This is a genomic window from Paraburkholderia fungorum (assembly GCF_902833645.1).
GTDB classification, from domain to species: Bacteria; Pseudomonadota; Gammaproteobacteria; order Burkholderiales; family Burkholderiaceae; genus Paraburkholderia; species Paraburkholderia fungorum.
Genome location: NZ_CADFGE010000011.1, coordinates 167818 through 192354, shown reverse-complemented (window position 1 = coordinate 192354; position 24537 = coordinate 167818). Strand labels below are relative to the sequence as shown.

Annotated in this window: 22 protein-coding genes; 20 read left to right on the top strand and 2 right to left on the bottom strand. The window is 63.0% G+C overall.

Annotated features, from left to right (window positions below; all coding sequences use genetic code 11):
• Positions 1 to 41 precede the first annotated feature (41 nt).
• The 6 genes from HWX91_RS29270 to HWX91_RS29245 all read left to right on the top strand — a co-directional run bounded on the left by HWX91_RS29270 (position 42) and on the right by HWX91_RS29245 (position 5363).
• A complete protein-coding gene (locus HWX91_RS29270) occupies positions 42 to 368 on the top strand; it encodes a YbaB/EbfC family nucleoid-associated protein (RefSeq protein WP_007182071.1) in 327 nt (108 codons plus the stop codon).
• A gap of 93 nt (positions 369 to 461) precedes the next feature.
• Complete coding sequence (gene recR / locus HWX91_RS29265; RefSeq protein ID WP_028196644.1) at positions 462 to 1058, top strand: recombination mediator RecR; 597 nt, start codon at positions 462 to 464, stop codon at positions 1056 to 1058.
• Between the two features lie 115 nt (positions 1059 to 1173).
• A complete protein-coding gene (locus HWX91_RS29260) occupies positions 1174 to 2406 on the top strand; it encodes a CaiB/BaiF CoA transferase family protein (protein ID WP_028196643.1) in 1233 nt (410 codons plus the stop codon).
• Positions 2407 to 2467: 61 nt separating this feature from the next.
• Positions 2468 to 3505: an ABC transporter substrate-binding protein gene (locus HWX91_RS29255; protein ID WP_028196642.1), complete on the top strand. Its 1038-nt coding sequence runs from the start codon at positions 2468 to 2470 to the stop codon at positions 3503 to 3505.
• A gap of 111 nt (positions 3506 to 3616) precedes the next feature.
• On the top strand, positions 3617 to 4429 hold the full coding sequence (locus HWX91_RS29250; RefSeq protein WP_028196641.1) for an ABC transporter ATP-binding protein: 813 nt from the start codon (positions 3617 to 3619) through the stop codon (positions 4427 to 4429).
• A gap of 109 nt (positions 4430 to 4538) precedes the next feature.
• Positions 4539 to 5363, top strand: coding sequence for an ABC transporter permease (locus HWX91_RS29245; RefSeq protein ID WP_028196640.1), 825 nt, complete (start codon positions 4539 to 4541; stop codon positions 5361 to 5363).
• Positions 5364 to 5498: 135 nt separating this feature from the next.
• On the opposite strand, the gene HWX91_RS29240 is transcribed toward HWX91_RS29245, so the two are convergent.
• A complete protein-coding gene (locus tag HWX91_RS29240) occupies positions 5499 to 6473 on the bottom strand; it encodes an NADPH:quinone oxidoreductase family protein (protein WP_028196639.1) in 975 nt (324 codons plus the stop codon).
• A 224-nt stretch (positions 6474 to 6697) separates the two neighbouring features.
• On the opposite strand from HWX91_RS29240, the gene surE reads away from it, so the two are divergent.
• The 6 genes from surE to rlmD all read left to right on the top strand — a co-directional run bounded on the left by surE (position 6698) and on the right by rlmD (position 12913).
• Complete coding sequence (gene surE / locus HWX91_RS29235) at positions 6698 to 7456, top strand: 5'/3'-nucleotidase SurE (protein WP_028196638.1); 759 nt, start codon at positions 6698 to 6700, stop codon at positions 7454 to 7456.
• The gene (locus HWX91_RS29230) at positions 7453 to 8529 is read left to right on the top strand and encodes a protein-L-isoaspartate(D-aspartate) O-methyltransferase (RefSeq protein WP_028196637.1); all 1077 of its coding nucleotides are present in this window, start codon (positions 7453 to 7455) and stop codon (positions 8527 to 8529) included. Before surE ends, HWX91_RS29230 begins: the two co-directional genes overlap by 4 nt.
• Positions 8530 to 8534: 5 nt before the next feature.
• Positions 8535 to 9464 carry a peptidoglycan DD-metalloendopeptidase family protein gene (locus HWX91_RS29225; protein WP_028196636.1) on the top strand — a complete coding sequence of 310 codons (930 nt, stop codon included), beginning with the start codon at positions 8535 to 8537 and terminating at the stop codon, positions 9462 to 9464.
• An 11-nt stretch (positions 9465 to 9475) separates the two neighbouring features.
• Entirely contained in the window at positions 9476 to 10558 is a 1083-nt protein-coding gene (gene rpoS / locus HWX91_RS29220) for an RNA polymerase sigma factor RpoS (protein ID WP_028196635.1), read from the top strand.
• 4 nt (positions 10559 to 10562) lie between these two features.
• Positions 10563 to 11339: a 3'-5' exonuclease gene (locus HWX91_RS29215; protein ID WP_028196634.1), complete on the top strand. Its 777-nt coding sequence runs from the start codon at positions 10563 to 10565 to the stop codon at positions 11337 to 11339.
• 155 nt (positions 11340 to 11494) lie between these two features.
• Positions 11495 to 12913 (top strand): 23S rRNA (uracil(1939)-C(5))-methyltransferase RlmD, encoded by a 1419-nt coding sequence (gene rlmD, locus HWX91_RS29210; RefSeq protein ID WP_028196633.1) that lies wholly within the window; start codon positions 11495 to 11497, stop codon positions 12911 to 12913.
• Positions 12914 to 13030: 117 nt separating this feature from the next.
• Here the strand turns inward: rlmD and HWX91_RS29205 are convergent, their stop codons facing one another.
• A complete protein-coding gene (locus HWX91_RS29205) occupies positions 13031 to 13891 on the bottom strand; it encodes an outer membrane protein assembly factor BamD (protein WP_035520618.1) in 861 nt (286 codons plus the stop codon).
• 38 nt (positions 13892 to 13929) lie between these two features.
• Here HWX91_RS29205 and HWX91_RS29200 point away from each other — a divergent pair, with 38 nt between their 5' ends.
• The 8 genes from HWX91_RS29200 to rimO all read left to right on the top strand — a co-directional run bounded on the left by HWX91_RS29200 (position 13930) and on the right by rimO (position 24534).
• Complete coding sequence (locus tag HWX91_RS29200; protein ID WP_028196631.1) at positions 13930 to 15213, top strand: RluA family pseudouridine synthase; 1284 nt, start codon at positions 13930 to 13932, stop codon at positions 15211 to 15213.
• Positions 15210 to 16067, top strand: a complete 858-nt coding sequence (gene pgeF / locus HWX91_RS29195; protein ID WP_028196630.1) for a peptidoglycan editing factor PgeF — start codon at positions 15210 to 15212, stop codon at positions 16065 to 16067. The genes HWX91_RS29200 and pgeF overlap by 4 nt, the downstream gene beginning before the upstream one ends.
• Positions 16068 to 16610: 543 nt before the next feature.
• Positions 16611 to 18431 (top strand): class I poly(R)-hydroxyalkanoic acid synthase, encoded by a 1821-nt coding sequence (gene phaC / locus HWX91_RS29190; protein ID WP_028196629.1) that lies wholly within the window; start codon positions 16611 to 16613, stop codon positions 18429 to 18431.
• Between the two features lie 131 nt (positions 18432 to 18562).
• A complete protein-coding gene (locus HWX91_RS29185) occupies positions 18563 to 19744 on the top strand; it encodes an acetyl-CoA C-acetyltransferase (protein WP_028196628.1) in 1182 nt (393 codons plus the stop codon).
• Positions 19745 to 20047: 303 nt separating this feature from the next.
• A complete protein-coding gene (locus HWX91_RS29180) occupies positions 20048 to 20788 on the top strand; it encodes a 3-ketoacyl-ACP reductase (protein WP_028196627.1) in 741 nt (246 codons plus the stop codon).
• Positions 20789 to 20922: 134 nt separating this feature from the next.
• Positions 20923 to 21537, top strand: a complete 615-nt coding sequence (gene phaR, locus HWX91_RS29175) for a polyhydroxyalkanoate synthesis repressor PhaR (RefSeq protein WP_028196626.1) — start codon at positions 20923 to 20925, stop codon at positions 21535 to 21537.
• A 439-nt stretch (positions 21538 to 21976) separates the two neighbouring features.
• The gene (locus tag HWX91_RS29170) at positions 21977 to 23032 is read left to right on the top strand and encodes a tRNA dihydrouridine synthase (protein ID WP_042274954.1); all 1056 of its coding nucleotides are present in this window, start codon (positions 21977 to 21979) and stop codon (positions 23030 to 23032) included.
• A gap of 110 nt (positions 23033 to 23142) precedes the next feature.
• On the top strand, positions 23143 to 24534 hold the full coding sequence (rimO, locus tag HWX91_RS29165; RefSeq protein WP_042274952.1) for a 30S ribosomal protein S12 methylthiotransferase RimO: 1392 nt from the start codon (positions 23143 to 23145) through the stop codon (positions 24532 to 24534).
• The last annotated feature ends 3 nt before the right edge of the window (positions 24535 to 24537 follow it).

Below are 24537 nucleotides of genomic sequence, written 5' to 3'. Positions count from 1 at the left end.
CCCGCTTTCCGGATTTCACGCTATCAAGAAGGAGCATATCCATGATGAAAGGCCAACTCGCCGGGCTGATGAAGCAGGCCCAGCAGATGCAGGAAAACATGAAGAAGATGCAGGAGCAGCTTGCATTGATCGAAGTCGAAGGGCAGTCGGGCGCCGGTCTCGTCAAGGTGACGATGACCTGCAAGAACGACGTGCGCCGCGTGTCGATCGATCCGAGTCTGCTTGCCGACGACAAGGACATGCTGGAAGACCTGGTCGCCGCTGCGTTCAACGACGCCGTGCGTAAGGCCGAGGCCACCGCTCAGGAAAAGATGGGCGGCATGACTTCGGGTCTGCCGCTGCCGCCGGGTTTCAAGCTGCCGTTCTGAGCGGCGTCGCTGCAAGAATGGACTCACGCTGCCGCTTTGGCCGCGGCGTGAGTTGAATACCCGGCAACACCCACTTCGACACCGCCGATCCGCATGAAACAACCTTCCGCCCTGTCGGCGCTCGTCGAAGCGCTGCGCGTGCTGCCCGGAGTCGGGCCCAAATCCGCGCAACGCATGGCGTACCACCTGATGCAGCACGACCGCGACGGCGCCGAAAAACTCGGGCGCTCGTTGCTGTTCGCGACTGAACATCTGCAGCACTGCGAGAAGTGCAACACCTTTACCGAAGCGCAGATCTGCGAGGTCTGCCTCGATGAGGAGCGCGATCCGACGTTGTTGTGCGTCGTCGAGACGCCCGCCGACCAGATCATGCTCGAGCAGACCATGACCTATCGCGGCCTCTACTTCGTGCTGATGGGCCGGCTCAGTCCGCTCGACGGCATCGGTCCGAAGGAGATCCACTTCGATCGGCTGGTCAAGCGCGCATCGGATGGCATCGTCACGGAAGTCGTGCTCGCGACCAATTTCACCAATGAAGGCGAGGCCACCGCGCATTACCTCGGGCAGACGCTCAAGGCGCGCGGTCTTGCCGTCACACGCCTCGCTCGCGGCGTGCCGGTGGGCGGTGAACTCGAATACGTCGACGCCGGCACCATCGCCCGCGCGATGCTCGACCGGCGTTCGATGTAGCGCGGCCAACCGCGGCAGCGCCACGTCTCGCGGCGCCCGCAACGTCCGGGCGAAATCGTGTGAGATCGATCCGCCAAGGCCGTGTCCGGACGAGAACAGACCACAGAGGAGACCTATGAGCGTCAACCCCGATCCCAGCGCCACTGCCGCGCCCAAAGGCCCGCTTGCCGGCGTCAAGGTGCTCGAACTCGGCACGCTGATCGCCGGCCCGTTCGCTGCGCGCTTTCTCGGCGAGTTCGGCGCCGACGTCATCAAGATCGAAGATCCCAAAGGCGGCGATCCGCTGCGCAAATGGCGCAAGCTCTATCCCGAAGTCGGCGGTACGTCGCTATGGTGGGCGGTTCAGGCGCGCAACAAGAAATCCGTGACGATCAATCTGAAAGCCGAAGAGGGCAAGGAGATCGTGCGGCGTCTGGCGAAAGAAGCCGATATCGTCGTCGAAAATTTCCGGCCGGGTTTGCTGGAAAAACTCGGCCTCGGTTATGACGTCCTGTCGGCGGAGAATCCTGGGCTCGTAATGGTGCGTCTGTCCGGCTACGGCCAGACCGGGCCGTATCGCGACCGGCCGGGATTCGGCGCGATCGCCGAATCGATGGGCGGCTTGCGCCACATCACCGGCTATCCGGATTTGCCGCCGCCGCGTATCGGCATTTCAATCGGCGATTCGATTGCCGCATTACATGGCGTAATCGGTGCGTTGATGGCGCTGCATCACAAACAGGTGAACGGCGGTAAAGGGCAGGTGGTCGACGTCGCGCTGTACGAAGCGGTCTTCAACATGATGGAAAGCGTAGTGCCGGAGTACGGCGTGTACGGCATGGTGCGCGAGCGCACCGGTGCGTCGCTGCCGGGCATCGTGCCGTCGAACACCTATCCTTGCCGCGACGGCAGCATTGTCATTGGCGGCAATAGCGACCCGATCTTCAAACGCTTGATGATCGCGATCGAACGCGCAGATCTGGCGAACGATCCCGGTTTGGCGCACAACGACGGCCGCGTGCCACGCACCCAGGAGATCGACGGGGCGATTGCCGCGTGGCTCGCCACGCGCACCATCGACGAAGCGCTCGCCGTGCTGAATGCCGCCGACGTGCCGGTCGGCCGTATTTATAGCGTCGCGGACATGTTCACTGATCCGCAATTCATGGCGCGCCAGATGATCCAGCGCTTCAAGTGGCAGGACGGCCAGGAAATCACCCTGCCGGCAGTGACGCCGAAGCTTTCGGACACGCCGGGTGAAACGCGCTGGTTGGGCCCGGAACTGGGTGAACATACCGATGAAGTCCTGCAGTCGCTAGGTTATGATTCTGACGATATTGCAAGGTTGCGCGCGCAACAGATTGTGTGAGTGAGCGTGCGCGCCTCGACCCTGCGACGACAACAAAACCAAAGTCTGGAGACGACACACGATGCAACGCAGAACCTTCCTCGCCGGCACCGCCGCGCTTGCGGGCGCCACCTTCGCTGCCACGCCGCTTGCTTTCGCGCAGGGCAAACCTGAAACGACCAAGGTGGCGATCGCCGTCGGCGGAAAGAACCTGTTTTATTACCTGCCGCTCACGATTGCCGAGCGTCGCAATTACTTCAAGGACGAGGGACTCGAGGTCGAGATCTCGGATTTCGCCGGCGGCTCGCAAGCGCTGAAGGCGGCTGTGGGCGGCAGCGCGGACGTGGTCTCCGGCGCGTTCGAACACACCTTGCTGTTGCAGGCGCAAAAGCAGATGTTCCGCGAATTCGTGCTGCAAGGGCGCGCGCCGCAGATCGTGCTTGCCGTGTCGAAGAAGGCGATGCCGAACTACAAGTCGATCGCCGATCTGAAGGGCAAGAAAATCGGCGTGACCGCGCCGGGTTCATCGACTTCGATCATGGCGAGTTTCGTGCTCGCGAAAGCCGGGCTGACCGCGAAAGACGTGGCGTTCATCGGGGTGGGCGCGGGGGCGGGCGCGATCGCCGCGCTGCAGTCGGGCCAGATCGACGCGATCGCCAATCTCGACCCGGTGATGACCAAACTCGAACGCACCGGCGAAATTCGCGTCGTGTCGGACACGCGTACGCTGGCCGATACCCGCAGCGTGTTCGGCGGCGACATGCCCGCGGGCTGCCTGTATGCATCGCAGAGTTTCATCACGAAGAATCCGAACACCACCCAGGCGCTGACCAATGCAATGGTGCGCGCGCTCAAGTGGTTGCAAACGGCGACCGGCAGCGAACTGATCAACACGGTGCCCGAGGGCTATCTGCTCGGCGACCGCGCGGTCTATCTGGATGCATGGCAACACGTGAAGGAGGCGATGTCGCCGGATGGGCTGATGCCCGCCGACGGCCCGGCCACGTCGCTGAAAACCCTGCAGGCATTCGATCCGGCCGTGCAGGGCAAGCCGATCGATTTGTCGAAAGCGTGGACCAACGACTTCGTCAAGAAAGCGCTGGCGACGGTCAAGGCATAGACACGGTGAACGCGAAGGCGAGGGCGGTGCGTGCGGCGCTCGCCTCGAACCCCGTTGTCACGGCCGCATGACAAACCAGAATCAAAACCGATCTTCGAAGCGAGTCGAACGATGACCGTTGCCGCCCTGGCGCTCGACAACATCACCTGCACGTTCGCTGCGCGGGACAACCGCGCGCAGCGCTATACGGCAGTCAAGGACACGACCTTGCGCATCGCCCCGGGCGAATTCGTCTCGGTGGTTGGCCCGACCGGCTGCGGCAAATCCACTTTGTTAAATGTCGGCGCGGGTTTGCTGGAACCGTCGTCGGGCACGGTCAGCGTGTTCGGCGAGCCGCTCAAGGGGATCAACCGGCGCGCCGGCTATATGTTTCAGGCCGATGCGCTGATGCCGTGGCGTTCGGCCATCGACAACGTGATGGCCGGCCTCGCTTTTCACGGCGTACCGCCGGCCGAAGCGCGCAGTAAAGCCGACGAGTGGTTAAAGCGCGTGGGACTCGGCGGTTTCGGCGATCGCTATCCGCATCAACTGTCGGGCGGCATGCGCAAGCGCGTCGCAATGGCGCAGACGCTGATCCTCGACCCGGACATCATTCTGATGGACGAGCCGTTTTCCGCGCTCGATATCCAGACGCGTCAGCTGATGGAAAACGAGTTGCTCGATCTGTGGGCGGCAAAGCGCAAGGCGGTGCTGTTCATCACGCACGATCTCGACGAAGCGATCTCGATGTCCGACCGGGTCGTGGTGCTGTCGGCGGGGCCGGGCACGCATCCGATCGGCGAATTCGCGATCGATCTGCCGCGGCCGCGCGACGTCGCCGAGATTCGTGCGCATCCGCGCTTCGTCGAGTTGCATGCCCAGATCTGGAGCGTGCTGCGCGACGAGGTGCTCAAGGGCTACCAGCAGCAACTCACCGCCGTGTAGTGACGGCTCGCGGACACGTCGCGTGTGAGGGAGGCGTTGGCGTCCCGTTGCTGCGCTTGCGTGTCGCGCTCGGTCGTTGTGTCGATCAATCGTCTAAGGCAAATTAGTCATGTGGAAGACGTTGCGCCCGAACCGGGCGAACCTGGTGATCTGGCAGTGGCTGCTGCTCGTGCTGTGTTTTGTGCTCTGGTACGTGCTGACCAGTCCGACGCTGCTGCCGCCGTTCTATTTCGACGATCCGAATAAGGCCGCGTTCTTCTTCGGCGAGCCGCAGAAGGTGCTGCAGCGCATCTGGGAATGGTTCACGGGCGGCGAGATCTATCTGCACCTGTGGATCACCCTGGTCGAAACGGTGCTCGCGTTCGCGCTCGGCACCGCGTTCGGACTCGGCGTCGGTCTGTGGCTCGCTCTGTCGCCGCTCGCGAGCGCGCTGTTCGATCCGTATATCAAGGCGGCCAATTCGATGCCGCGCGTGATTCTCGCGCCGATTTTCGGCGTGTGGTTTGGCCTCGGCATCTGGTCGAAGGTGGCGCTGGGCGTCACGCTGGTGTTCTTTATCGTGTTCTTCAACGTCTATCAAGGCGTGAAGGAAGTGAGCCCGGTGGTACTCGCCAACGCGCGCATGCTCGGAGCGAACCGTAAGCAGTTGCTGCGCTTTGTTTATCTGCCGAGCGCGATGAGCTGGGTGTTTTCGAGCCTGCACACGTCGGTGGGTCTGGCGTTTGTCGGCTCGGTGGTGGGGGAATATCTCGGCTCGGCGCGCGGCGTCGGCTATCTGATTCTGCAAGCCGAGGGCACCTTCGATATCAATACGGTGTTCGCGGGGATTCTGGTGCTGACGGCGTTCGCACTGATTCTCGATGCGATTGTCGGGATTGGCGAGCGCCGCCTGATGAAGTGGCAGCCGAAGTCGGGCGATACGGAAAAGCTGTAGCCACGCACGCAAGATCGGGCACGTGAAGGCCTGGCTGGCAAGGCCTGAGCAAAAACGGCGCGTGGTTTTAAAACCGCGCGCCGTTTTATTTGCCGGTCGACGAAGCGTAGGTTGAATGCACAACGGGCCAGGCGGCTAGGGCGTAATCACCACCTTCCCGATCACCCGGCGCTCGGCCATATCGCGCAACGCGCGGCCGGTGTCTTCCAGCGCATAGCGCGCCGACACGTACGGCTTGAGCTTGCCTTCGCCGATCCAGCCGGTCATCTGCTCGAACGCGGCGTGATTGTGCTGCGGCTCGCGCCTGGCAAAGTCACCCCAGAATACGCCGACCAGGCTCGCGCCTTTGAGCAGTGTCAGGTTGAGCGGCAACTTCGGAATCTCGCCGTTCGCAAAACCGACCACCAGATAACGCCCGCGCCAGCCGATGCTGCGAAACGCCGGTTCCGCATACACACCGCCGACCGGATCGTAGATGACATCCGGACCCTTGCCGTCGGTCAGCGCCTTGATCCGTTCGCGCAGGTCTTCGGTGCTGTAGTTGATGGTGGCGTCCGCGCCGTGCTTCACGCAAGTGGCAAGCTTTTCGTCGCTCGACGCCGCCGCGATCACGCGCGCGCCAAGGGCTTTGCCGATCTCGACCGCGGCGAGCCCGACGCCGCCCGCCGCGCCCAGCACCAGCATCGTTTCACCGGCCTTCAACTGGCCGCGATCGACCACCGCGTGATGCGACGTGCCGTACGCGAGCGTGAACGCCGCGGCCAGTTCGAACTCGACGCCGTCCGCGAGCGGCACGCACGCCGTGACCGGTGCCAGCGCCTGCTCGGCGAATCCACCCGAGCCGGTGAACGCGACCACACGGGAGCCGGGTTTGAACTGCGTCACATCCGCGCCGACCGCGCGAACCACGCCCGCGACTTCGGAGCCGGGCGTAAAGGGCAGCGGCGGTTTGAACTGGTATTTGTTCTCGATGATCAACACATCGGGAAAGTTGACGGCGGCCGCTTTGACGTCGATCACGACGTGTCCGGGCGGCGGCTCGAGATCCGGGAGATTTTCGACCACCAGGCTTTCCGGCGGCCCGTACTGATTACAGCGAATCGCGCGCATCGTGTCTCCATATCGATCGGGTTTCCCGCGGGGCTTCCGTCGGGCGTCGCAACTATTCTGAGTGTAAAACAAACAGCACGACCGTGCGTTTTTATTGTTCCTGGCCCTGTGTTCGCGAGGGTGACAGCCGTGGGCGTGGTGCGTGGCGCGTGCGCTGTGCATGTGACGTGCGTGGTGCCCGCCGTGTCGTTCGCCTGCCTTCTTTCCTCGGTTACAATCGCCGCATGCGAATCCTACTCAGCAATGACGACGGCTATCTGGCGCCCGGGCTTGCCGCGCTTTACGAAGCGCTCAAGCCGATCGCGGACGTCACCGTAATGGCGCCCGAGCAGAACTGCAGCGGCGCGTCCAATTCCTTGACGCTGTCGCGGCCGCTTTCGGTGCTGCGCTCGGCGAACGGTTTCTACTACGTGAACGGCACGCCAACCGATTCGGTGCACATCGCGCTGACCGGGATGCTGGACCACACGCCGGACCTCGTCGTCTCGGGTATCAACAACGGCCAGAACATGGGCGAGGACACGCTCTATTCGGGCACTGTCGCCGCCGCCACCGAAGGCATCATGTTCGGCGTGCCGGCCATTGCCTTCTCGCTGGTCGACAAGGATTGGGGGCACCTCGAAGATGCCGCGCGCGTGGCTGCCGAGATCGTCGCGCACTACCTCGAGCAACCGTTGCCGGGGCATCCGCTCCTGAACGTCAATATTCCGAACTTGCCGTATGAGCAACTCGGCGGCTGGCATATCACGCGTCTGGGCAAGCGGCATCCGTCGCAGCCGGTGATCCGCCAGACCAACCCGCGCGGCGAACCCATCTACTGGATTGGTCCGTCGGGCAGCGCGCGCGATGCGAGCGAAGGTACCGATTTCCACGCTGTCGCGAACGGCCAGGTGTCGATCACGCCGTTGCAGCTCGATCTGACCCACACGCAAATGCTGCCCGCAGCGCGCGACTGGGCGCGCGCCGGTAGCGGCGCTTCATGACCAGCGAGCGCGCAAAGCGCTTCCCGCTCGGCCTCGAGGACCTGGTGCGCGAACCGCGCAGGGTTGAAGGTCGTCCGGGTGATATGCGCGCGGCGGCGCTCGCGGCGAGCGCGGCGCTGAACGCTCGCCCGCAACCGGCGAAAAATCCGGCCGCGGGAGCCGGTGGGAAAACCCCCGCGAAGCCGCCGGTGAGAGCACAGGCGCAAACCCAGGCGACGCAAGCAAAGCCACCAGCCAAGGCGCCGATGAAGGCGCCAGTGAGCACGTCGGGCCACGCCCCGGGCAAGTCGCAAGCCAAACCGCACGCAGCACCCGTCGCGCAAGGTTCGGCTGTGCGCGCCGCAGCAAAACCGGCGCCGCTCAGCAAACCCGCGGCCAGACCCAGCGAGCGCAGCGCGGTGCCGAATGTCGCGTTGAACGGCGCTTTGGCGCTCACTTCGGAACGGGTTCGCGAACGGATGGTCGAACGGCTGCGTGCAAACGGCGTGACCGATCAGCGCGTGTTGAACGCGATGTCGGTGGTGCCGCGCCACATGTTCGTCGACCCGGGCCTCGCGGCCCAGGCCTATGAAGACGCGGCGCTGCCGATCGGTCATCACCAGACGATTTCCAAGCCCTCCGTGGTTGCGCGGATGATCGAGCTGGCGGCCGCTGGCCGTGCGTTGAACACCGTGCTCGAAATCGGTACGGGCTGCGGCTATCAGGCCGCGGTACTGAGCCAGGTCGCGCGGGACGTTTACTCGATTGAACGTATCAAGCCGCTGTCCGAACGCGCGAAGACAAACTTGCGTCCGCTGCGCATTCCGAACATCCGCTTGCACTACGGCGACGGTCGCCTGGGGTTGCCGTCGGCGGCGCCATTCGATGCGATCGTGATCGCGGCGGCGGGGCTGGACGTACCGCAAGCATTGCTTGAACAACTCGCGATCGGCGGCCGTCTGGTCGCGCCGGTCGGCTCGCAGGAAGGCCAGAACCAGGTGCTGACCCTGGTGGAACGCCTCGGACCCGCGCAGTGGCGCGAGTCGCGGCTTGATCGCGTTTTCTTTGTACCCTTAAAATCCGGAGTGATTTGACACCGATGAGTATGTTGCGCGCGATGCAAAGAACCAGCCTGAATATTCCTATGACCGTAACCCAGCGTAGCGTGTGCGTGCTCGCCTTGTCCCTGTTGATGTCGGCCTGTGCGACCCGTCTCGATCAGGCACCCGTCGTCGACCGCTCGGGCAGCGGTGCCCTCGGTACGCAAGCCGCGCAACAGCCGGCTGTGCCGCTCGGACCGCCGCCGCCGGGCTACTATCGTGTGAAACCCGGCGATACGCTGTACCGGATCGCGCTGGAGAACGGCCAGAACTATCGCGATATTTCGGCGTGGAACAATCTCACCAATCCGAATCAGATCGAAGTCGACCAGTTGCTGCGCGTCGTTCCGCCGGGAGCGAACACCGCGGCGCTGACGCCGGGTGTGTCGACCGCGCCGATCGGCGGTGGCGGGGTGCAGAGCGCGCCGCTTGGCAGCACGCCGCCGGTGGCGGGTGCCGCGGCAGGCGTGGCGGTGCCGCCGGTCTATGGTTCGAATGCGACCACGTCGCCGGCGCCCGCCAATCCGGGTGCCGCGAGTGATTCGAATACCGGTGCTTCCGGCAACATCGCGTTCGCGTGGCCGGTGCGCGGGCCGATGCTTGGTACGTTCAACGATTCGACCAACAAGGGTATTAATATCGGCGGTGCAGCGGGCGATCCCGTCAAGGCCTCAGCGGATGGACGCGTGGTTTATGCCGGAAATGGGCTGCGTGGTTACGGCAATCTCATTATCATCAAGCATGATGCAACTTATCTCACGGCGTATGCACACAACCGCGCTTTGATGGTAAAAGAGGGGGATGCGGTAACCAAAGGGCAGAAGATCGCTGAGATGGGCAATAGCGATTCCGACCGCGTGATGTTGCATTTCGAAGTTCGCCGGCAGGGTAAACCTGTCGACCCACTGAAGTATTTGCCGCCGCAATAAGCGATACGACCATGCCGAAATCGAAGCGCCGCCTGCCGCAAGCCGAATCTGAGACGATTAGCCGCGTCACGTCCGCTTCGGTGGAGGATAGCGGCGCTTCGGAAGCCGAAGACGAGATCGTCGAAGAGCGCGATCTCGACGAGCGCCAGGGCGCCGCGGACGAGGCCGGAGAGGCCCGCGAAGGCGCGAGCGACACGCCGCCCGATGTCGACGATTTCCGTGCGCTGCTGCAAGCCGAGCTGACGGCCGACACCATTCAGCATTATCTGAATCGCATCAGCGTCAAACCGCTCCTGACCGTCGAAGAAGAGCAGAAGTATTCGCGTCTGGCGAAGGCGGGCGAGTTCGACGCACGCCAGGTGATGATCGAGCGTAATTTGCGGCTGGTCGTCAGCATCGCGAAGGGTTATCTGAATCGCGGCGTGCCGCTGCTCGATCTGATCGAAGAGGGCAACCTCGGTTTGATGCACGCGATCGAAAAGTTCGATCCCACGCGCGGCTTCCGTTTCTCGACCTACGCCACCTGGTGGATTCGCCAGAGCATCGAGCGCGCGATCATGAACCAGGCGCGCACCGTGCGTTTGCCGGTGCACGTGATCCGTGAGCTCAACCAGGTGCTGCGCGCAAAGCGTCATCTGGAAAAAAATTCGATGAATTCCGGCGAAGCCGCGGAGCGCCGCGACGCTAGCATCGACGATATTGCCTATCTGACCGGCAAGACCACCGACGAAGTCACCGATATTCTCGCGCTGAACGAGCACACCGCGTCGCTCGATGCGCCACTCGATCTCGACCCGGCGAGCAGTCTGCTCGACCTGCTGTCTGACGACCAGAGCCAGTCGCCGGATGCCGAGGTGCAGCACCGCGAGCTGGAAACGCTTACACGTGCGTGGCTTGCGCGCTTGTCGGACAAGCACCGCCATGTGATCGAGCGCCGCTTCGGTCTGAACCACATCGAGCCCGCCACGCTCGAAGAGCTGGCCGACGAAATGGGCCTCACGCGCGAACGTGTGCGCCAGATCCAACAGGAAGCGCTGGTGCGGTTAAAGCGCTTCTTTGCCTCCAACGGTGTTCGGAAGGACGCCGTTCTCTAAGCTGATGACACCGATTCTTGTATTCGACATCGAGACGATTCCCGATGTCGCCGGCATTCGCCGCCTCGAAGATTTGCCCGCCACGCTAAGCGACGCCGAAGTCGCCGAGCACGCTTTTGCCGCGCGCCGCGAAAAGACCGGCAGCGATTTCCTGCCGCATCACCTGCAACGGATCGCGGCGATTTCCTGCGTGTTCCGCGACAACAACGGTTTCCGTGTGCGCTCGCTCGGCACGCTGGAAGACGGCGAGGCGGCGCTCGTGCAGTCGTTTTATCGCGTGATCGAAAAGTACACGCCGCAACTCGTGTCGTGGAACGGCGGCGGGTTCGATCTGCCGGTGCTGAACTACCGTGCGCTGGTCAACGGCATCCCGGCGTCCCGTTTCTGGGACCTCGGCGAGGACGACCGCGAGTTCAAGTGGAACAACTACATCAGCCGCTATCATGCGCGCCACACCGATCTGATGGACGTGCTGGCGATGTATCAGGCGCGCGCCAACGCGCCGCTCGACGCGCTCGCGAAGATGTGCGGCTTCCCCGGCAAGATGGGGATGGACGGCAGCCAGGTATGGCACGCATACCAGGAAGGGCGCATTGAGGAAATCCGCAATTACTGCGAGACCGACGTCGTCAATACCTATCTGCTGTATTGCCGCTTTCAGCTGATCCGCGGGGCGTTTTCGGCGGCGGAGTATGCTGACGAGATCAACCTGGTCAAGAATGCATTAGCGCTGGAGGCGGCGCCGCAATGGGCCGAGTATCTGGCCGCATTTGATCAATAAGCCTTACTATTCTGCTAGCGAAGCGGTTTGCAGCACGCAAATCGGCCATGGCGCAAGCAGGCAGGCGCTAGCCGCCGCAGCCGCGCCAAATCGTTGGCAATGGCGGCGCTTCGTCTACAATCTCGCCTTTCCCCAAGTTTGTCAGGAAGTCGCCGGTGTCCCGAACTGCCCCCCAACGTCGCTCGCCCAAGCGCCAGAAGGCGCCCGCTCCGGCCAAAGCGCACGTCATCACCGGCAATGAGCCGATCATCGAAATCGTTTCGCTCGATATGGAAGCGCGCGGCGTGGGCCGTATCGAGAGCGAAGACGGCACGCCCGGCAAGGTAATCTTTGTCGAAGGCGCGCTGCCTGGCGAGCGCGTCAGCTACTCGACCCATCGCAGCAAGCCGAAATTCGAGCAGGCGGAAGTGGTCCAGGTGTTCCGTGAAAGCGTGCTTCGCACGAAGCCGAAATGCGCGTACTTCGATATTTGCGGCGGCTGTTCGATGCAGCATCTCGACATTCGCGCCCAGATCGCCGTCAAGCAACGCGTGCTCGAAGACAATTTCCAGCATCTGGCGAAGCTGCGCCCCGAGACGGTGTACCGCCCCATTCATGGCCCAGCGTGGGGATATCGCTACCGCGCGCGTCTGGCTGTGCGCTATCTGCCGGAAAAGGGCGGCATGCGCATCGGCTTCTACGAGAAGAAGAGCAGCTACATCTCGGATATGAAGAGTTGTGAGGTGCTGCCGCCGCATGTGTCGGCGATGCTGATGCCGCTGCGCTTCATGGTTCGCAAGCTGTCGATCCACGATCGTATGCCGCAGATCGAGCTGGCGGTTGGCTCCTCGGTCACCGCACTGGTGCTGCGTAATCTCGCGCCGCTCACTGCCGCGGACGAGCAGGTGCTGCGCGATTTCGCCGACGAGCACAAGATCCAGTGGTGGTTGCAGCCGGGTGGTCCTGATACGGTCGTGCCGTTCTATCCGCTCGACGCGGAACTCGACTACACGCTTCCGGAATACAACATCCGGATGCCGTTCAAGCCGACCGATTTCACGCAGGTCAATCACGCGATCAATCGCGTGCTGGTCAGCCGTGCGTTGCGTCTACTGGCCCCGGCCGCCACCGACCGCGTGCTCGATCTATTCTGCGGAATCGGCAATTTCACGCTGCCGCTCGCCCGGATCTCGAAGGAAGTGATGGGTATCGAGGGCAGCGAAGCGCTGACTTCGCGTGCACTGGCCAATGCCGAACTGAACGGCGTGGCGGGTCATACATCGTTTGCCTGCCGGAATCTGTTCGAAGTCACCGCCGACGACCTGCGCGCGCTCGGCCATTTCGACAAAATCCTGATCGATCCGCCGCGTGAAGGCGCGCTGGCCGTCGCCAAAGCGCTCGCCGAGATCGCACAGAGCGGCAACGGGCCGCTGCCCAAGCGTATCGTGTACGTCTCGTGCGCCCCGGCTACGCTCGCTCGCGACGCCGGCCTGCTGGTGCATGAGGCCGGCTACCGGCTGGTGGGCGCGGGGGTGGTGAACATGTTCCCGCACACCTCGCATGTGGAGTCGATTGCGCTGTTCGAGCGGGACTGAGAGCGCCTGTCGCCAGCCGGCCTCGGGCGCACGCCGGCTGCGCTCCATAAACAGAAACGCCACGACCGACGTCGTGGCGTTTCTGTTTGCAGCGTTCTTAAAGCGCGTGCCTGAAACTTAGAACTGCCACCACGACTTTTCCTTACCCGGCCTTGCATGGCCCGTGATGTACGGGCTGTCAGGGAAGGTGCCTGCCAGAATACGCTTGGTGTCGTCGGCCAGTTGCGGCTGATTCAGCTTTTGATACGACAGCATCATGATGTGCAGTGCGTCTTCGATAGCCGGCGCGTTCTTGTATTCCTTCAACGCCAGTTGCGCGCGATTGATCGCCGCGACATAAGCGCCACGGCGGTAGTAATAATCCGCCGCGTGGACTTCGTGCGACGCCAGCGCGTTCACGATATAGCGCATGCGTTGCGCGGCGTCCGGTGCATACTTGCTGTTCGGGTACTTGTCGACCACGACCTTGAACGCGTCATACGACTCGCGCAGCGACTTCGGGTCGCGCTCGCTCATGTCCTGGCCGGAGAAGCGGCCGAACAGACCGAGGTCGTCGTTGAAGTGGATCATGCCCTTCAGGTAGTACGCGTAGGCGATGTCCGGGTGATCCGGGTGCAGCTGGATGAAGCGGTCGATCGCCTGGTCGGCGGCGGCGTTTTCGTTGTCTTTCCAGTTGCAATAGGCGACGTTGATCTGTGCCTGCTGGGCAAAGTGGCCGAACGGATCGCGGCCTTCGAGCATCTCGAAATACTTGGCGCACTTGCCGTAATCACCACCGGTCAGGGCGTCGTTCGCCTCCGTATATAATTTGTTGTTGTTCCACGTAGCCGTCTCGTCGGTCTTTTCCGGCAGGCCGTGACAAGCCGCAACAACGGCGACGGCCGCGGCACACGCAATGTATCCGGCCACTTTCCGGGCCGCCTTCTTGATGGCCGCCAAATTGATCGCCGCTTTAGTAATGGTGTTCAAGGCTCGCATTTTCCAGTCTAGCTTTACGTCCAGGTGACCCAGACTCAATGACCCGCTCAAATACTCCAGGCGCCGCAACCGGTGCCGGGAATAGCAACAAAGATTATAGCGTAAGCGCTGACCCCTCCGACGCGTTGGGCGTCGATTCACTCGACGACGATCTCGGCAGCGACGCGCTTGCCGGCGCCGGCCCGCAGAGCATGGTGCCGACGGTGGCGAGCCGTGTGGCGGACGAGACGCCGCGCAGTGTCGTCGTCCCCGACGAAATGGCCGGCGAACGCCTCGACAAAGTGCTCGCCCGGGTCTTTCCGGAGTTTTCACGGAACCGGCTGCAAAGCTGGATCGAGTCGGAGCGGGTGCGCATCGACGGCAAGCCAGCCAAAATCCGTCAGCCGGTGCCGCTCGGCGCAACGATCGAACTCGTGCCCGACCTGCTGCCGGAGCAACTCGCGTTCACGCCCGAGCCGGTGCCGCTCGACGTCGTGTATGAGGACGACACGCTGGTGGTGATCAACAAGCCGGCCGGCATGGTCGTGCATCCGGCAGCCGGCAACTGGAGCGGCACGGTCCTGAACGGTCTGCTATACCGCTATGGCGACGCCGCGGCCGGCCTGCCGCGCGCCGGTATCGTCCATCGGCTCGACAAGGAGACGTCCGGCCTGATGGTGGTGGCGCGCACGCTCGAGGCGCAGACCGATCTGGTGCGCCAGCTCCAGGCACGCACGGTGAAGCGCCGTTATCTCGCGCTGGTATGGGGCAACATGCCTGAAGAGGGCACGATCGACGCGCCGATCGGCCGCGATCCGCGCGAACGTACGCGCATGGCGGTTGTGACAAGCGCATCGGGAAAGGCGGCGCGCACGCATTTCCGGCGCGTGGACACGGCGATCTGGCAGCGTCAGCCGGTCACTGCGATTCATTGCGATCTCGAAACCGGCCGCACCCACCAGATTCGCGTGCATTGCGCGCATATCGGCCATCCGCTGCTCGGCGATCCGGTTTATGGGCGCGCGCGCGGCAAGCGCTCGGTGACGCCGCTGCCGGACGGCTTTGCCCGCCAGGCGCTGCATGCATGGCGCCTTGGCCTGATTCACCCGGAAACCGGCCGCACCATGCAATGGCGCGCCGATGCGCCGGAAGACATGCAGGTACTATCGGCGGCGCTCGGCCTCGGGCGCGACGACGAGGGCGAGTTCGACGAGACGTACTACGAGGAAGACGACTACGAAGCCTCGTTGGACGACGATGTCGACGCAGATGAAATACGCGGCGACGGCGATCCTGCCGAAGACGACGAACACGACGAACACGGCGAGGACGATCACGCATGAGCTTGCCCGAGCTGAGTCTCGCCGATGTTGTGCAACCGGCATGGAATGTGTCGCCGCGGGTGCGTGCGCTCGTCACCACCCGTAATGGCGGCGTGAGCGAACCGCCGTTCGGCCGCTGGCGCGACGGCGCGGACCTGCCCGGCGGCCTGAATCTGGGGATGAAAGCCGGAGACGATCCGGCCGCGGTCGCGGTCAATCGCGCGCGGCTGCTGGATCTGGCCGGCGTAAGCGAGGCCGCGTGGCTCGAGCAGATTCACGGCGCGGGCATCGTGCGGGCCGAAGATGTGCTTGCGCAAACTCACGCGAACGGCATGCCGACACAAGCCGATGCGAGCGTCACCGACCGGCCTGGCACGGTGTGCGTCGTGATGGTTGCCGATTGCATGCCGGTGCTGTTGTGCGACGAAGCGGGGCGTGCCGTCGGCGCGGCTCATGCCGGCTGGCGTGGCCTCGCAGCGGGTATCGTCGAACAGACCGCGCAGCGCGTTGCCGATCTCGCCGGCGTAGAGGCTGCGTCGCTGCACGCCTATCTCGGTCCGGCGATCGGACCGGACGCATTCGAGGTGGGGGCAGATGTGCGTGACGCCTTCATGAAGGGCGTGGACGGCAAACAACGCGAGGCCGCGGCGAATGCATTCGTTACGCATCCGCATAATCCCGGCAAATATCTCGCCGACCTTGCGACGCTCGCGCGCCTGCGCTTGCAGAGGCTCGGGGTGACGCGCATTGCCGGCGGCGATTTGTGTACGGTCACACAACGCGAGCGTTTCTATTCCTATCGCCGCGATCGGGAAACCGGCCGCATGGCCGCGCTGATCTGGCTCGACGATCAGGCGCGGACGATCGCGGCATAAGTTATCCACGCTGGCGCCCGCTGGAGTGGGCGTCATGTCTTTCTGGCGGCATACGTATGAGGGTTTGTTCGGAGACGCAGCATGGTTTTTTGCTGCGCTGCCGAAGTCCCCGCGCAGGCGTAAATCTGCCGCCAAAACTGTTCGCATGCGAACGGATGAATTGAGATAAGCCCGCGCAGTACGGGAGCTTTTTTCATTTGCATCGGCACCGAAAAATCCCCGTTCCAAAAGCGCGATCTGCTACACAGGGAAAACGATAATTAAAAAACTATCGCACTGCGGCAAAATCGGGAACAAGCATTGACATGCCTTGCGATGGGGAGCAAGAATGTTCCTCACAGCTCCTCGTACATGAGACAGGGCGTGACGAGGTCGCGAGCAATCGCCCACGTGCGCAAGAACCTGCCTCTCAACCCGTCCGCAAGGACTTACCGGTCAAAAGCAGGTATGGCAGCATCACATTCCTCAGCTTCCCCCAGCACGGACTCCTCGACGGAGCACACGCAGCAGGCCGGTACGAGCGGCGCAACGCCGGCCGCAGGCATGCAGCAGTTATTCGACGTGTGGATGAACGCATGGCGTTCACTCGGCACGCCGCCCGGCGGCAATGGCGCGGCTTTCCCAATACCGCACATGGGGATTCCGCCAATGCCGCAAATGGGCCTGCCGCAAATACCGTCGTTCCCCGGCATGCCTGACTTCAGCAAACTGACGGTGGGATCTCTGCCGTCATTGCCTTCATTCGCAGGACTCAATGTGCCGAGTGCCGCGATTCCATCGGAGCGTTTGCAAAAGCTGCAGGCCGATTATTCGCGCGAGGCGATGGAACTGATCCAGCAGGCAGCGGGTTCTACGACGAAAACTCCCGAACTCAAAGACCGCCGCTTCAGTTCCGACGCGTGGAGCGCGACGCCAGCCTATGCATTTACGGCCGCGTGGTATCTGTTGAACGCGCGCTATCTGCAGGAAATGGTCGACGCGCTCGATACGGAACCGAAAGTACGCGAGCGCATCCGCTTCGCCGTTCAGCAATGGACCGCGGCGGCATCGCCCAGCAACTTCTTCGCGTTGAATCCGGAAGCGCAAAAGACCTTGCTGGATAGCCAGGGCGAGAGCTTGCGGCAGGGCGTGATGAATCTGCTGGGCGACCTCCAGCGCGGCAAGATTTCGCAAACGGACGAATCGCGTTTCGTGGTCGGTGAAAATCTCGCGAACACCGAAGGTTCGGTGGTGTTCGAAAACGACCTGATGCAGTTGATCCAGTACAAGCCGCGCACGGCCACCGTGCGCGAGCGGCCGCTGCTGATCGTGCCGCCGTGCATCAACAAGTTCTACATTCTCGATCTGCAGCCGGAGAACTCGCTGGTTGCGCACGGGCTCGATTCGGGTCATCAGGTGTTCCTGATTTCGTGGCGCAATGCGGATGCGTCGATCGCGGGCAAGACATGGGACGACTACATCGGCGCGGGCGTCCTCAAGGCAATCGACACGGTCAGCCAGATCAGTGGCCGCGAGCAGATCAACACGCTCGGTTTCTGCGTGGGCGGCACGATGCTGGCCACGGCGCTGGCAGTGGCGGCCGCGCGCGGCCAGCATCCGGCAGCGTCGATGACCTTGCTGACCGCGATGCTCGACTTCTCGGATACCGGCGTGCTCGACGTATTCGTCGACGAGGCGCATGTGCAGATGCGCGAGCAAACCATCGGCGGCAAGAACGGCAGCCCGCCCGGATTGATGCGCGGCATCGAATTCGCCAACACCTTCTCGTTCCTGCGGCCGAACGATCTGGTGTGGAACTACGTCGTCGACAACTATCTCAAGGGGCGCACCCCGGTGCCGTTCGATCTGCTGTACTGGAACAGCGATTCGACCAGCCTGCCGGGTCCGATGTACGTCTGGTATCTGCGCAATACGTATCTTGAGAATCGTCTGCGCGAGCCGGGTGCGTTGACCACCTGCGGCGAACCGGTCGACCTCTCGAAGATCGACGTGCCGACCTTCATCTACGGTTCACGCGAAGACCATATCGTGCCGTGGCAAACCGCGTACGCGTCGGTGCCGCTGCTCGCCGGACCGCTGAAGTTCGTGCTTGGTGCGTCGGGCCATATCGCGGGCGTGATCAATCCGCCGGCGAAGAAAAAGCGCAGCTACTGGACGCTGCAAGGCGATGTCAGGACGTTGCCCGAAACGCCGGATGAGTGGCTCGATCAGGCGGTCGAAGTGCCCGGCAGCTGGTGGCCCGAATGGATCACGTGGCTCGACCAGTTCGGCGGCAAGAAAGTCAAGCCGCGCGCTACGGCAGGTTCCGCGGAATTCCCCGTCATCGAGCCGGCACCGGGGCGTTATGTGCGGCAACGGGAATAGGGTTAGCGCCGCAAGGCGCGGTGGTCCGGCGGTATGAATGCGCGCCCGGACAGGCAAGGGCGCATGAGCAACAAGATTTTTAACTTGACGGGCTACGGCCTATTTGGCCGATGTGCCCGGAGGATATGGAAATGACGGATGTTGTGATCGTATCGGCCGCCCGTACGGCAGTGGGCAAATTCGGTGGGTCGCTGGCGAAGATCGCCGCGCCCGAACTCGGCGCCACCGTGATTCGCGCCGTGCTCGAACGGTCTGGTCTGAAGCCCGAGCAGGTCAGCGAAGTCATTATGGGGCAGGTGCTGACAGCCGGCTCCGGTCAGAACCCGGCGCGTCAGTCGCTGATCAAGGCCGGCTTGCCCACGGCTGTGCCCGCGATGACGATCAACGTGGTTTGCGGCTCGGGCCTGAAGTCCGTGATGCTGGCGGCCAACGCGATTATCGCGGGCGATGCCGACATCGTGGTCGCCGGCGGTCAGGAAAACATGAGCGCGGCGCCGCATGTGCTGCCGGGTTCGCGCGACGGTTTCCGCATGGGCGACGCGAAGCTGATCGACTCGATGATCGTCGACGGCCTGTGGGACGTCTACAACCAGTACCACATGGGCGTGACGGCGGAAAACGTCGCCAGGGAATACGGTATCACGCGCGAGCAGCAGGACGCGTTCGCGGCGCTGTCGCAGAACAAGGCGGAAGCCGCGCAGAAGTCGGGCCGTTTCAACGACGAAATCGTGCCGGTCGAAATTCCGCAACGCAAGGGCGAGCCGCTGCGTTTCGCGACGGACGAGTTCGTGCGTCACGGCGTGACGGCTGAATCGCTGGCGGGTCTGAAGCCTGCTTTCTCGAAAGAGGGCACGGTGACGGCGGCCAATGCGTCGGGTCTGAACGACGGCGCCGCGGCAGTGCTGGTGATGTCGGCGAAGAAGGCCGAGGCGCTCGGCCTCACGCCGCTCGCGCGCATCAAGGCGTATGCCACGTCGGGTCTTGATCCGAAGATCATGGGCATGGGTCCGGTGCCCGCGTCGCGCCGCTGTCTCGAGCGCGCGGGCTGGACGCCGGCCGATCTCGACCTGATGGAAATCAACGAAGCGTTTGCCGCGCAGGCGTGCGCCGTGAATCAGCAAATGGGCTGGGACACGTCGAAGATCAACGTGAACGGCGGCGCAATTGCGATCGGCCATCCGATCGGCGCGTCCGGTTGCCGGGTTCTCGTCACGTTGCTGCACGAAATGCAGAAGCGCGATGCGAAGAAGGGCTTGGCGTCGCTGTGTATCGGCGGCGGCATGGGCGTGGCGCTGGCGCTCGAGCGCGCTTAACGGGGCTGCGGGCCTCGAGTCGCGGGTCTCAATGACCGGAGACTCGAGGCGCAAACCGGTTCAAGCGGGCTCAGGCAGGTCCGAGCAGGCTCAAGCAGGTCCATGCAGCTTCAGAAGGGTTCAGTTGGGTTTCAGCAAGCTGTAAGCAGGGTCGCCGCGCATTCTCTGGCAAGCAGATAGCAGGCGGTGCGCGGCGAGCAATGGCCTCGTCGGCCGGTCGCCCGGCGGCAGTGGAGATGAAGTATCAGGCGAGGGAAGAGGCCGCCGGTCGGCGCCTCGAAAACGAAAAACGGAGTGTAGTGTATGACACAGCGAATTGCGTACGTAACGGGCGGGATGGGCGGCATCGGCACGAGCATTTGCCAACGGCTGCACAAAGAGGGCTTCAAGGTCGTTGCAGGTTGTGGCCCGAACTCACCGCGCCGCGTGAAGTGGCTCGAAGAGCAGAAGGCTCTCGGCTACGATTTCATTGCGTCCGAAGGCAATGTCGGCGATTGGGAGTCGACCAAGGCCGCGTTCGACAAGGTCAAGGCCGAAGTCGGCGAAATCGACGTGCTGGTGAACAATGCCGGTATCACGCGCGACGTCGTGTTCCGCAAGATGACGCATGAAGACTGGACGGCGGTGATCGACACCAACCTGACCAGCCTGTTCAACGTCACCAAGCAGGTGATCGACGGCATGGTGGAGCGCGGCTTCGGGCGAGTCATCAACATTTCGTCGGTGAACGGGCAGAAGGGGCAGTTCGGCCAGACCAACTATTCGACCGCGAAGGCCGGTATTCATGGCTTCACGATGTCGCTGGCGCAGGAAGTGGCCACCAAGGGCGTGACGGTGAACACCGTGTCGCCGGGCTACATCGGCACGGATATGGTCAAGTCGATCCGTCCGGACGTGCTGGAGAAGATCGTCGCGACGATTCCGGTGCGGCGTCTCGGCCAGCCGGACGAAATCGGTTCGATCGTGGCATGGCTTGCTTCTGACGAATCGGGTTTCGCCACAGGCGCGGATTTTTCGCTGAATGGCGGTTTGCATATGGGCTGAGTCAGCGGCGCGCTGCTCACAAGGCGGCGTGTTTCGACTCAGATGGTTCCGGCGGCGTCTCGACTGTGCAATAACCCGATTGCGCAGTCGGTATGGCGCCGTTTCCGCGCTCAACTCGCGCTCAAAGGCGTTACATGACTACTACAAAGAAAACAGCCGAACGACTGATCAAGAAATATCCGAATCGTCGGCTCTACGACACCGAGACAAGCACGTACATCACGCTGACGGACGTTAAGCAGCTCGTGCTGGATCAGGAGGATTTCAAGGTCATCGATGCGAAGAGCAACGAGGATCTGACGCGCGCCATCCTGTTGCAGATCATTCTCGAAGAGGAGAGCGGCGGTTTGCCGATGTTCTCGTCGTCGATGCTGTCGCAGATTATCCGTTTCTACGGCCATGCGATGCAGGGCATGATGGGAACCTATCTGGAGAAGAACATCCAGGCCTTCATCGACATTCAGGCGAAACTCGCCGACCAGTCGAAGAATCTGTACGAAGGCAAGGCGATGAACCCCGAAGTCTGGTCGCAGTTCATGAACATGCAGGCGCCGATGATGCAGGGCATGATGACCAGCTATATCGAGCAGTCAAAGAACATGTTCGTGCAGATGCAGGAGCAGATGCAGAACCAGGCGAAATCGATGTTCGCGACTTTTCCGTTCACGCCCGGCGGGCCGGTGAACGCGGCTGGAGCGCCGGGCGCGCCGGCTAATCCGCAAAGCAATCCGGAGCCGGAGAAGAAGTAAGCACGACGCCAACGCTGATGCGACCGGCGCGCCCGCTGGAGGCCCGCCTCATGGACGCGGCGGCGGGGCGTGCACCTTGCGCCAGAGGGGGGTGACGGCGACTGCCGCGCGGCGGCCCGGCTACCCGCCTTCCGTTCGAAAGCGCACAGTCGCGAGCGCGGTACAATTGCAGCTTGCATGTGCTGGCCCGGGGTGGTCCAGGCGATCCTCATGATCCATTCCTGGATCCCGTAGCCCCGCGTCTCACATCCCCCGCTCAATTCCATTTGTGGCCATTCCCTTTCCCATTGCGATCGCTGCGCGCCCGTCCTCTGTACCATCCATGTCGCCGACCCGTTGCCGTTTTCTTGCCGCACCTAAGCCTTCGATTTCCCGGGCTGGACCTGTCAGCCTTGGCTGACCGGACGATTCGCGGCCGCAGCCTGGGCGCCGTTCTCGCATGAGCCACCAGCTTTTCCTTGCGCCCATGGAAGGGCTGGCGGACTACGTATTGCGCGACGTGCTGACCAGCACTGGCGGATTCGATGGCTGCGTGTCTGAATTCGTCCGGGTAACGGGTTCGGTGCTTCCCGAGCGTGTCTACGAGAGGGATACGCCTGAAGTCCTGCACGGGGGCCATACCCCCTTCGGCACGCCGATGGTGATCCAGTTGCTCGGCAGCGATCCAGAATGGATGGCGCTAAATGCGGCCCAGGCGGCCCGGCTGTCGCCGCATGGACTCGATCTGAACTTCGGTTGTCCCGCCAAAGTCGTCAATCGGCACGGCGGCGGCGCGATGCTGCTGGCTCACCCGGAACAACTGAACCGGATCGTTGCGGCCGTTCGCGCTGCGGTGCCTGCCGGCATCCCCGTGACAGCCAAAATGCGGCTCGGCGTGTCCGATACGTCGCTCGCGATCGACTGCGCCGCGGCGCTGGCCGAAGGCGGCGCGGCCTCCCTTGTCGTGCATGCCAGAACGCGTGACCATGGTTACCGGCCGCCGGCACACTGGGAATGGATCGCGCGTATCGACGACGCGGTGGACGTGCCGGTCATCGCCAATGGCGAAGTCTGGACGGTAGCCGACTGGGAGCGGTGCCGGGCGGTCAGCGGTTGCGCGGACGTGATGATCGGGCGAGGTGCCGTATCGGATCCTTTCCTCGCCTCGCGCATACGCGGAGTGATGGACCGGACGCCGTCCGCTGACGAATGGCCGGCCGTGCTGGGTCAGTTGGCCGGCTATCTGAGAAAGCTGGCAGCCCGCGTCGCGGCCCGCCACGAGCACGGACGCGTCAAAATGTGGCTCAGCTACCTGAAGCGGACCTGGCCGCAGGCCGCCGAACTGCATGCGGCGATCCGGCGCCTGCACGACTCTCGCGATATTCTTGAGGTGATCGAAAGTGCGCGCGCAGTCGACGGTTCGATGCCGGCACATCAGCACGCGGCTTCCGGTCTGCCCGAACCGGCACTGCCTCGCCACTTGACCGGCTACGCGGTCCTCGGCGCGGTACAATAAAGGGTTGCGTGCGCGGGACGCTGTCCGGGCTGTGGTCTTGATGGCCATTGGACCCTCAGCCTTGCCGCACCGTCCCCATTTGTCGTTACCGCTATACGCCGGACCCACCTATGTCGCAGACCATTTCCCCCGCCGTGCCGACGCCTTCTAATCCGAAGGTCGGATTCGTCAGCCTCGGCTGTCCTAAGGCTTTAGTCGATTCCGAACAGATCATCACGCAGTTGCGCGCCGAGGGTTACGAGATCTCCGGCACGTACGACGGCGCGGACCTCGTCGTCGTGAACACCTGCGGCTTCATCGACGAAGCCGTGCAGGAAAGCCTCGACGCGATCGGCGAGGCGCTCAACGAAAACGGCAAGGTGATCGTTACGGGCTGCCTCGGTGCAAAGCAGAGCGCGAGCGGCTCGAACCTGATCGAAGAAGTGCATCCAAAGGTGCTGGCCGTGACCGGTCCGCACGCGCTCGGCGAAGTGATGCAGGCCGTGCACAACCATTTGCCGAAGCCGCACGATCCGTTCGTCGATCTGGTGCCGGCCGCCGGCGTGAAGCTCACGCCGCGCCACTATGCGTACCTGAAAATTTCCGAAGGCTGTAACCACCGCTGCACGTTCTGCATTATCCCGTCGATGCGCGGCGACCTCGTGTCGCGCCCGGTCGCCGACGTGATGCTCGAAGCGGAGAACCTGTTCAAGTCCGGCGTGAAGGAACTGCTGGTGATTTCGCAGGACACGAGCGCGTACGGTGTCGACGTCAAGTACCGCACCGGTTTCTGGAACGGCAAGCCGATCAAGACGCGCATGACCGATCTGGTGGCCGCGTTGGGCGAACTCGCGGCGCAATACGGCGCATGGGTGCGCTTGCATTATGTGTATCCGTATCCGAGCGTCGATGAAGTCATTCCGCTGATGGCCGAAGGTCCGTTCAAGGGCCACGTGCTGCCGTATCTGGACGTGCCGTTCCAGCACGCGCATCCGGAAGTGCTAAAGCGCATGAAGCGCCCGGCGAACGCCGAAAAGGTGATGGAGCGCGTAAAGGCGTGGCGCGAAATGTGCCCCGATCTGACGATCCGCAGCACGTTCATCGCCGGCTTCCCCGGTGAGACCGAAGAGCAATTCCAGACGCTGCTCGATTTCATTCGCGAGGCGGAACTGGATCGGGTGGGCTGTTTTGCCTACTCGCCGGTCGAAGGCGCGAGCGCCAACGAACTCGACGGCGCATTGCCCGATGAAGTGCGTGAAGAACGTCGCGCGCGTTTCATGGAAGTGGCCGAAGAAGTGTCGGCCAAACGGATCGCGAAGAAGGTCGGCAAGACGCTGAAAGTGCTGGTCGACGAAATCAATGCGGACGGCGGCATCGGCCGTACGGCTGCGGATGCGCCCGAGATCGACGGTGTCGTGTATATCGCGCCGACGACCAAGGCGTCCAAACGTTACAAGGTCGGCGATTTCGTCTCGGTGAAGATCACCGGTGCCGATGGCCACGATCTGTGGGGCGAGGTTTAAGCA

Coding starts and splice junctions, on each gene's coding strand:
- HWX91_RS29250 (WP_028196641.1), top strand. CDS start 3,617: ATGACCGTTGCCGCCCTGGCGCTCGACAACATCACCTGCACGTTCGCT.
- HWX91_RS29185 (WP_028196628.1), top strand. CDS start 18,563: ATGACGGATGTTGTGATCGTATCGGCCGCCCGTACGGCAGTGGGCAAA.
- surE (WP_028196638.1), top strand. CDS start 6,698: ATGCGAATCCTACTCAGCAATGACGACGGCTATCTGGCGCCCGGGCTT.
- HWX91_RS29255 (WP_028196642.1), top strand. CDS start 2,468: ATGCAACGCAGAACCTTCCTCGCCGGCACCGCCGCGCTTGCGGGCGCC.
- phaC (WP_028196629.1), top strand. CDS start 16,611: ATGCAGCAGTTATTCGACGTGTGGATGAACGCATGGCGTTCACTCGGC.
- rpoS (WP_028196635.1), top strand. CDS start 9,476: ATGCCGAAATCGAAGCGCCGCCTGCCGCAAGCCGAATCTGAGACGATT.
- HWX91_RS29180 (WP_028196627.1), top strand. CDS start 20,048: ATGACACAGCGAATTGCGTACGTAACGGGCGGGATGGGCGGCATCGGC.
- HWX91_RS29260 (WP_028196643.1), top strand. CDS start 1,174: ATGAGCGTCAACCCCGATCCCAGCGCCACTGCCGCGCCCAAAGGCCCG.
- HWX91_RS29225 (WP_028196636.1), top strand. CDS start 8,535: ATGAGTATGTTGCGCGCGATGCAAAGAACCAGCCTGAATATTCCTATG.
- HWX91_RS29215 (WP_028196634.1), top strand. CDS start 10,563: ATGACACCGATTCTTGTATTCGACATCGAGACGATTCCCGATGTCGCC.
- pgeF (WP_028196630.1), top strand. CDS start 15,210: ATGAGCTTGCCCGAGCTGAGTCTCGCCGATGTTGTGCAACCGGCATGG.
- HWX91_RS29240 (WP_028196639.1), bottom strand. CDS start 6,473: ATGCGCGCGATTCGCTGTAATCAGTACGGGCCGCCGGAAAGCCTGGTG.
- phaR (WP_028196626.1), top strand. CDS start 20,923: ATGACTACTACAAAGAAAACAGCCGAACGACTGATCAAGAAATATCCG.
- recR (WP_028196644.1), top strand. CDS start 462: ATGAAACAACCTTCCGCCCTGTCGGCGCTCGTCGAAGCGCTGCGCGTG.
- HWX91_RS29170 (WP_042274954.1), top strand. CDS start 21,977: ATGAGCCACCAGCTTTTCCTTGCGCCCATGGAAGGGCTGGCGGACTAC.
- HWX91_RS29245 (WP_028196640.1), top strand. CDS start 4,539: ATGTGGAAGACGTTGCGCCCGAACCGGGCGAACCTGGTGATCTGGCAG.
- HWX91_RS29270 (WP_007182071.1), top strand. CDS start 42: ATGATGAAAGGCCAACTCGCCGGGCTGATGAAGCAGGCCCAGCAGATG.
- rimO (WP_042274952.1), top strand. CDS start 23,143: ATGTCGCAGACCATTTCCCCCGCCGTGCCGACGCCTTCTAATCCGAAG.
- HWX91_RS29200 (WP_028196631.1), top strand. CDS start 13,930: ATGACCCGCTCAAATACTCCAGGCGCCGCAACCGGTGCCGGGAATAGC.
- HWX91_RS29230 (WP_028196637.1), top strand. CDS start 7,453: ATGACCAGCGAGCGCGCAAAGCGCTTCCCGCTCGGCCTCGAGGACCTG.
- HWX91_RS29205 (WP_035520618.1), bottom strand. CDS start 13,891: ATGCGAGCCTTGAACACCATTACTAAAGCGGCGATCAATTTGGCGGCC.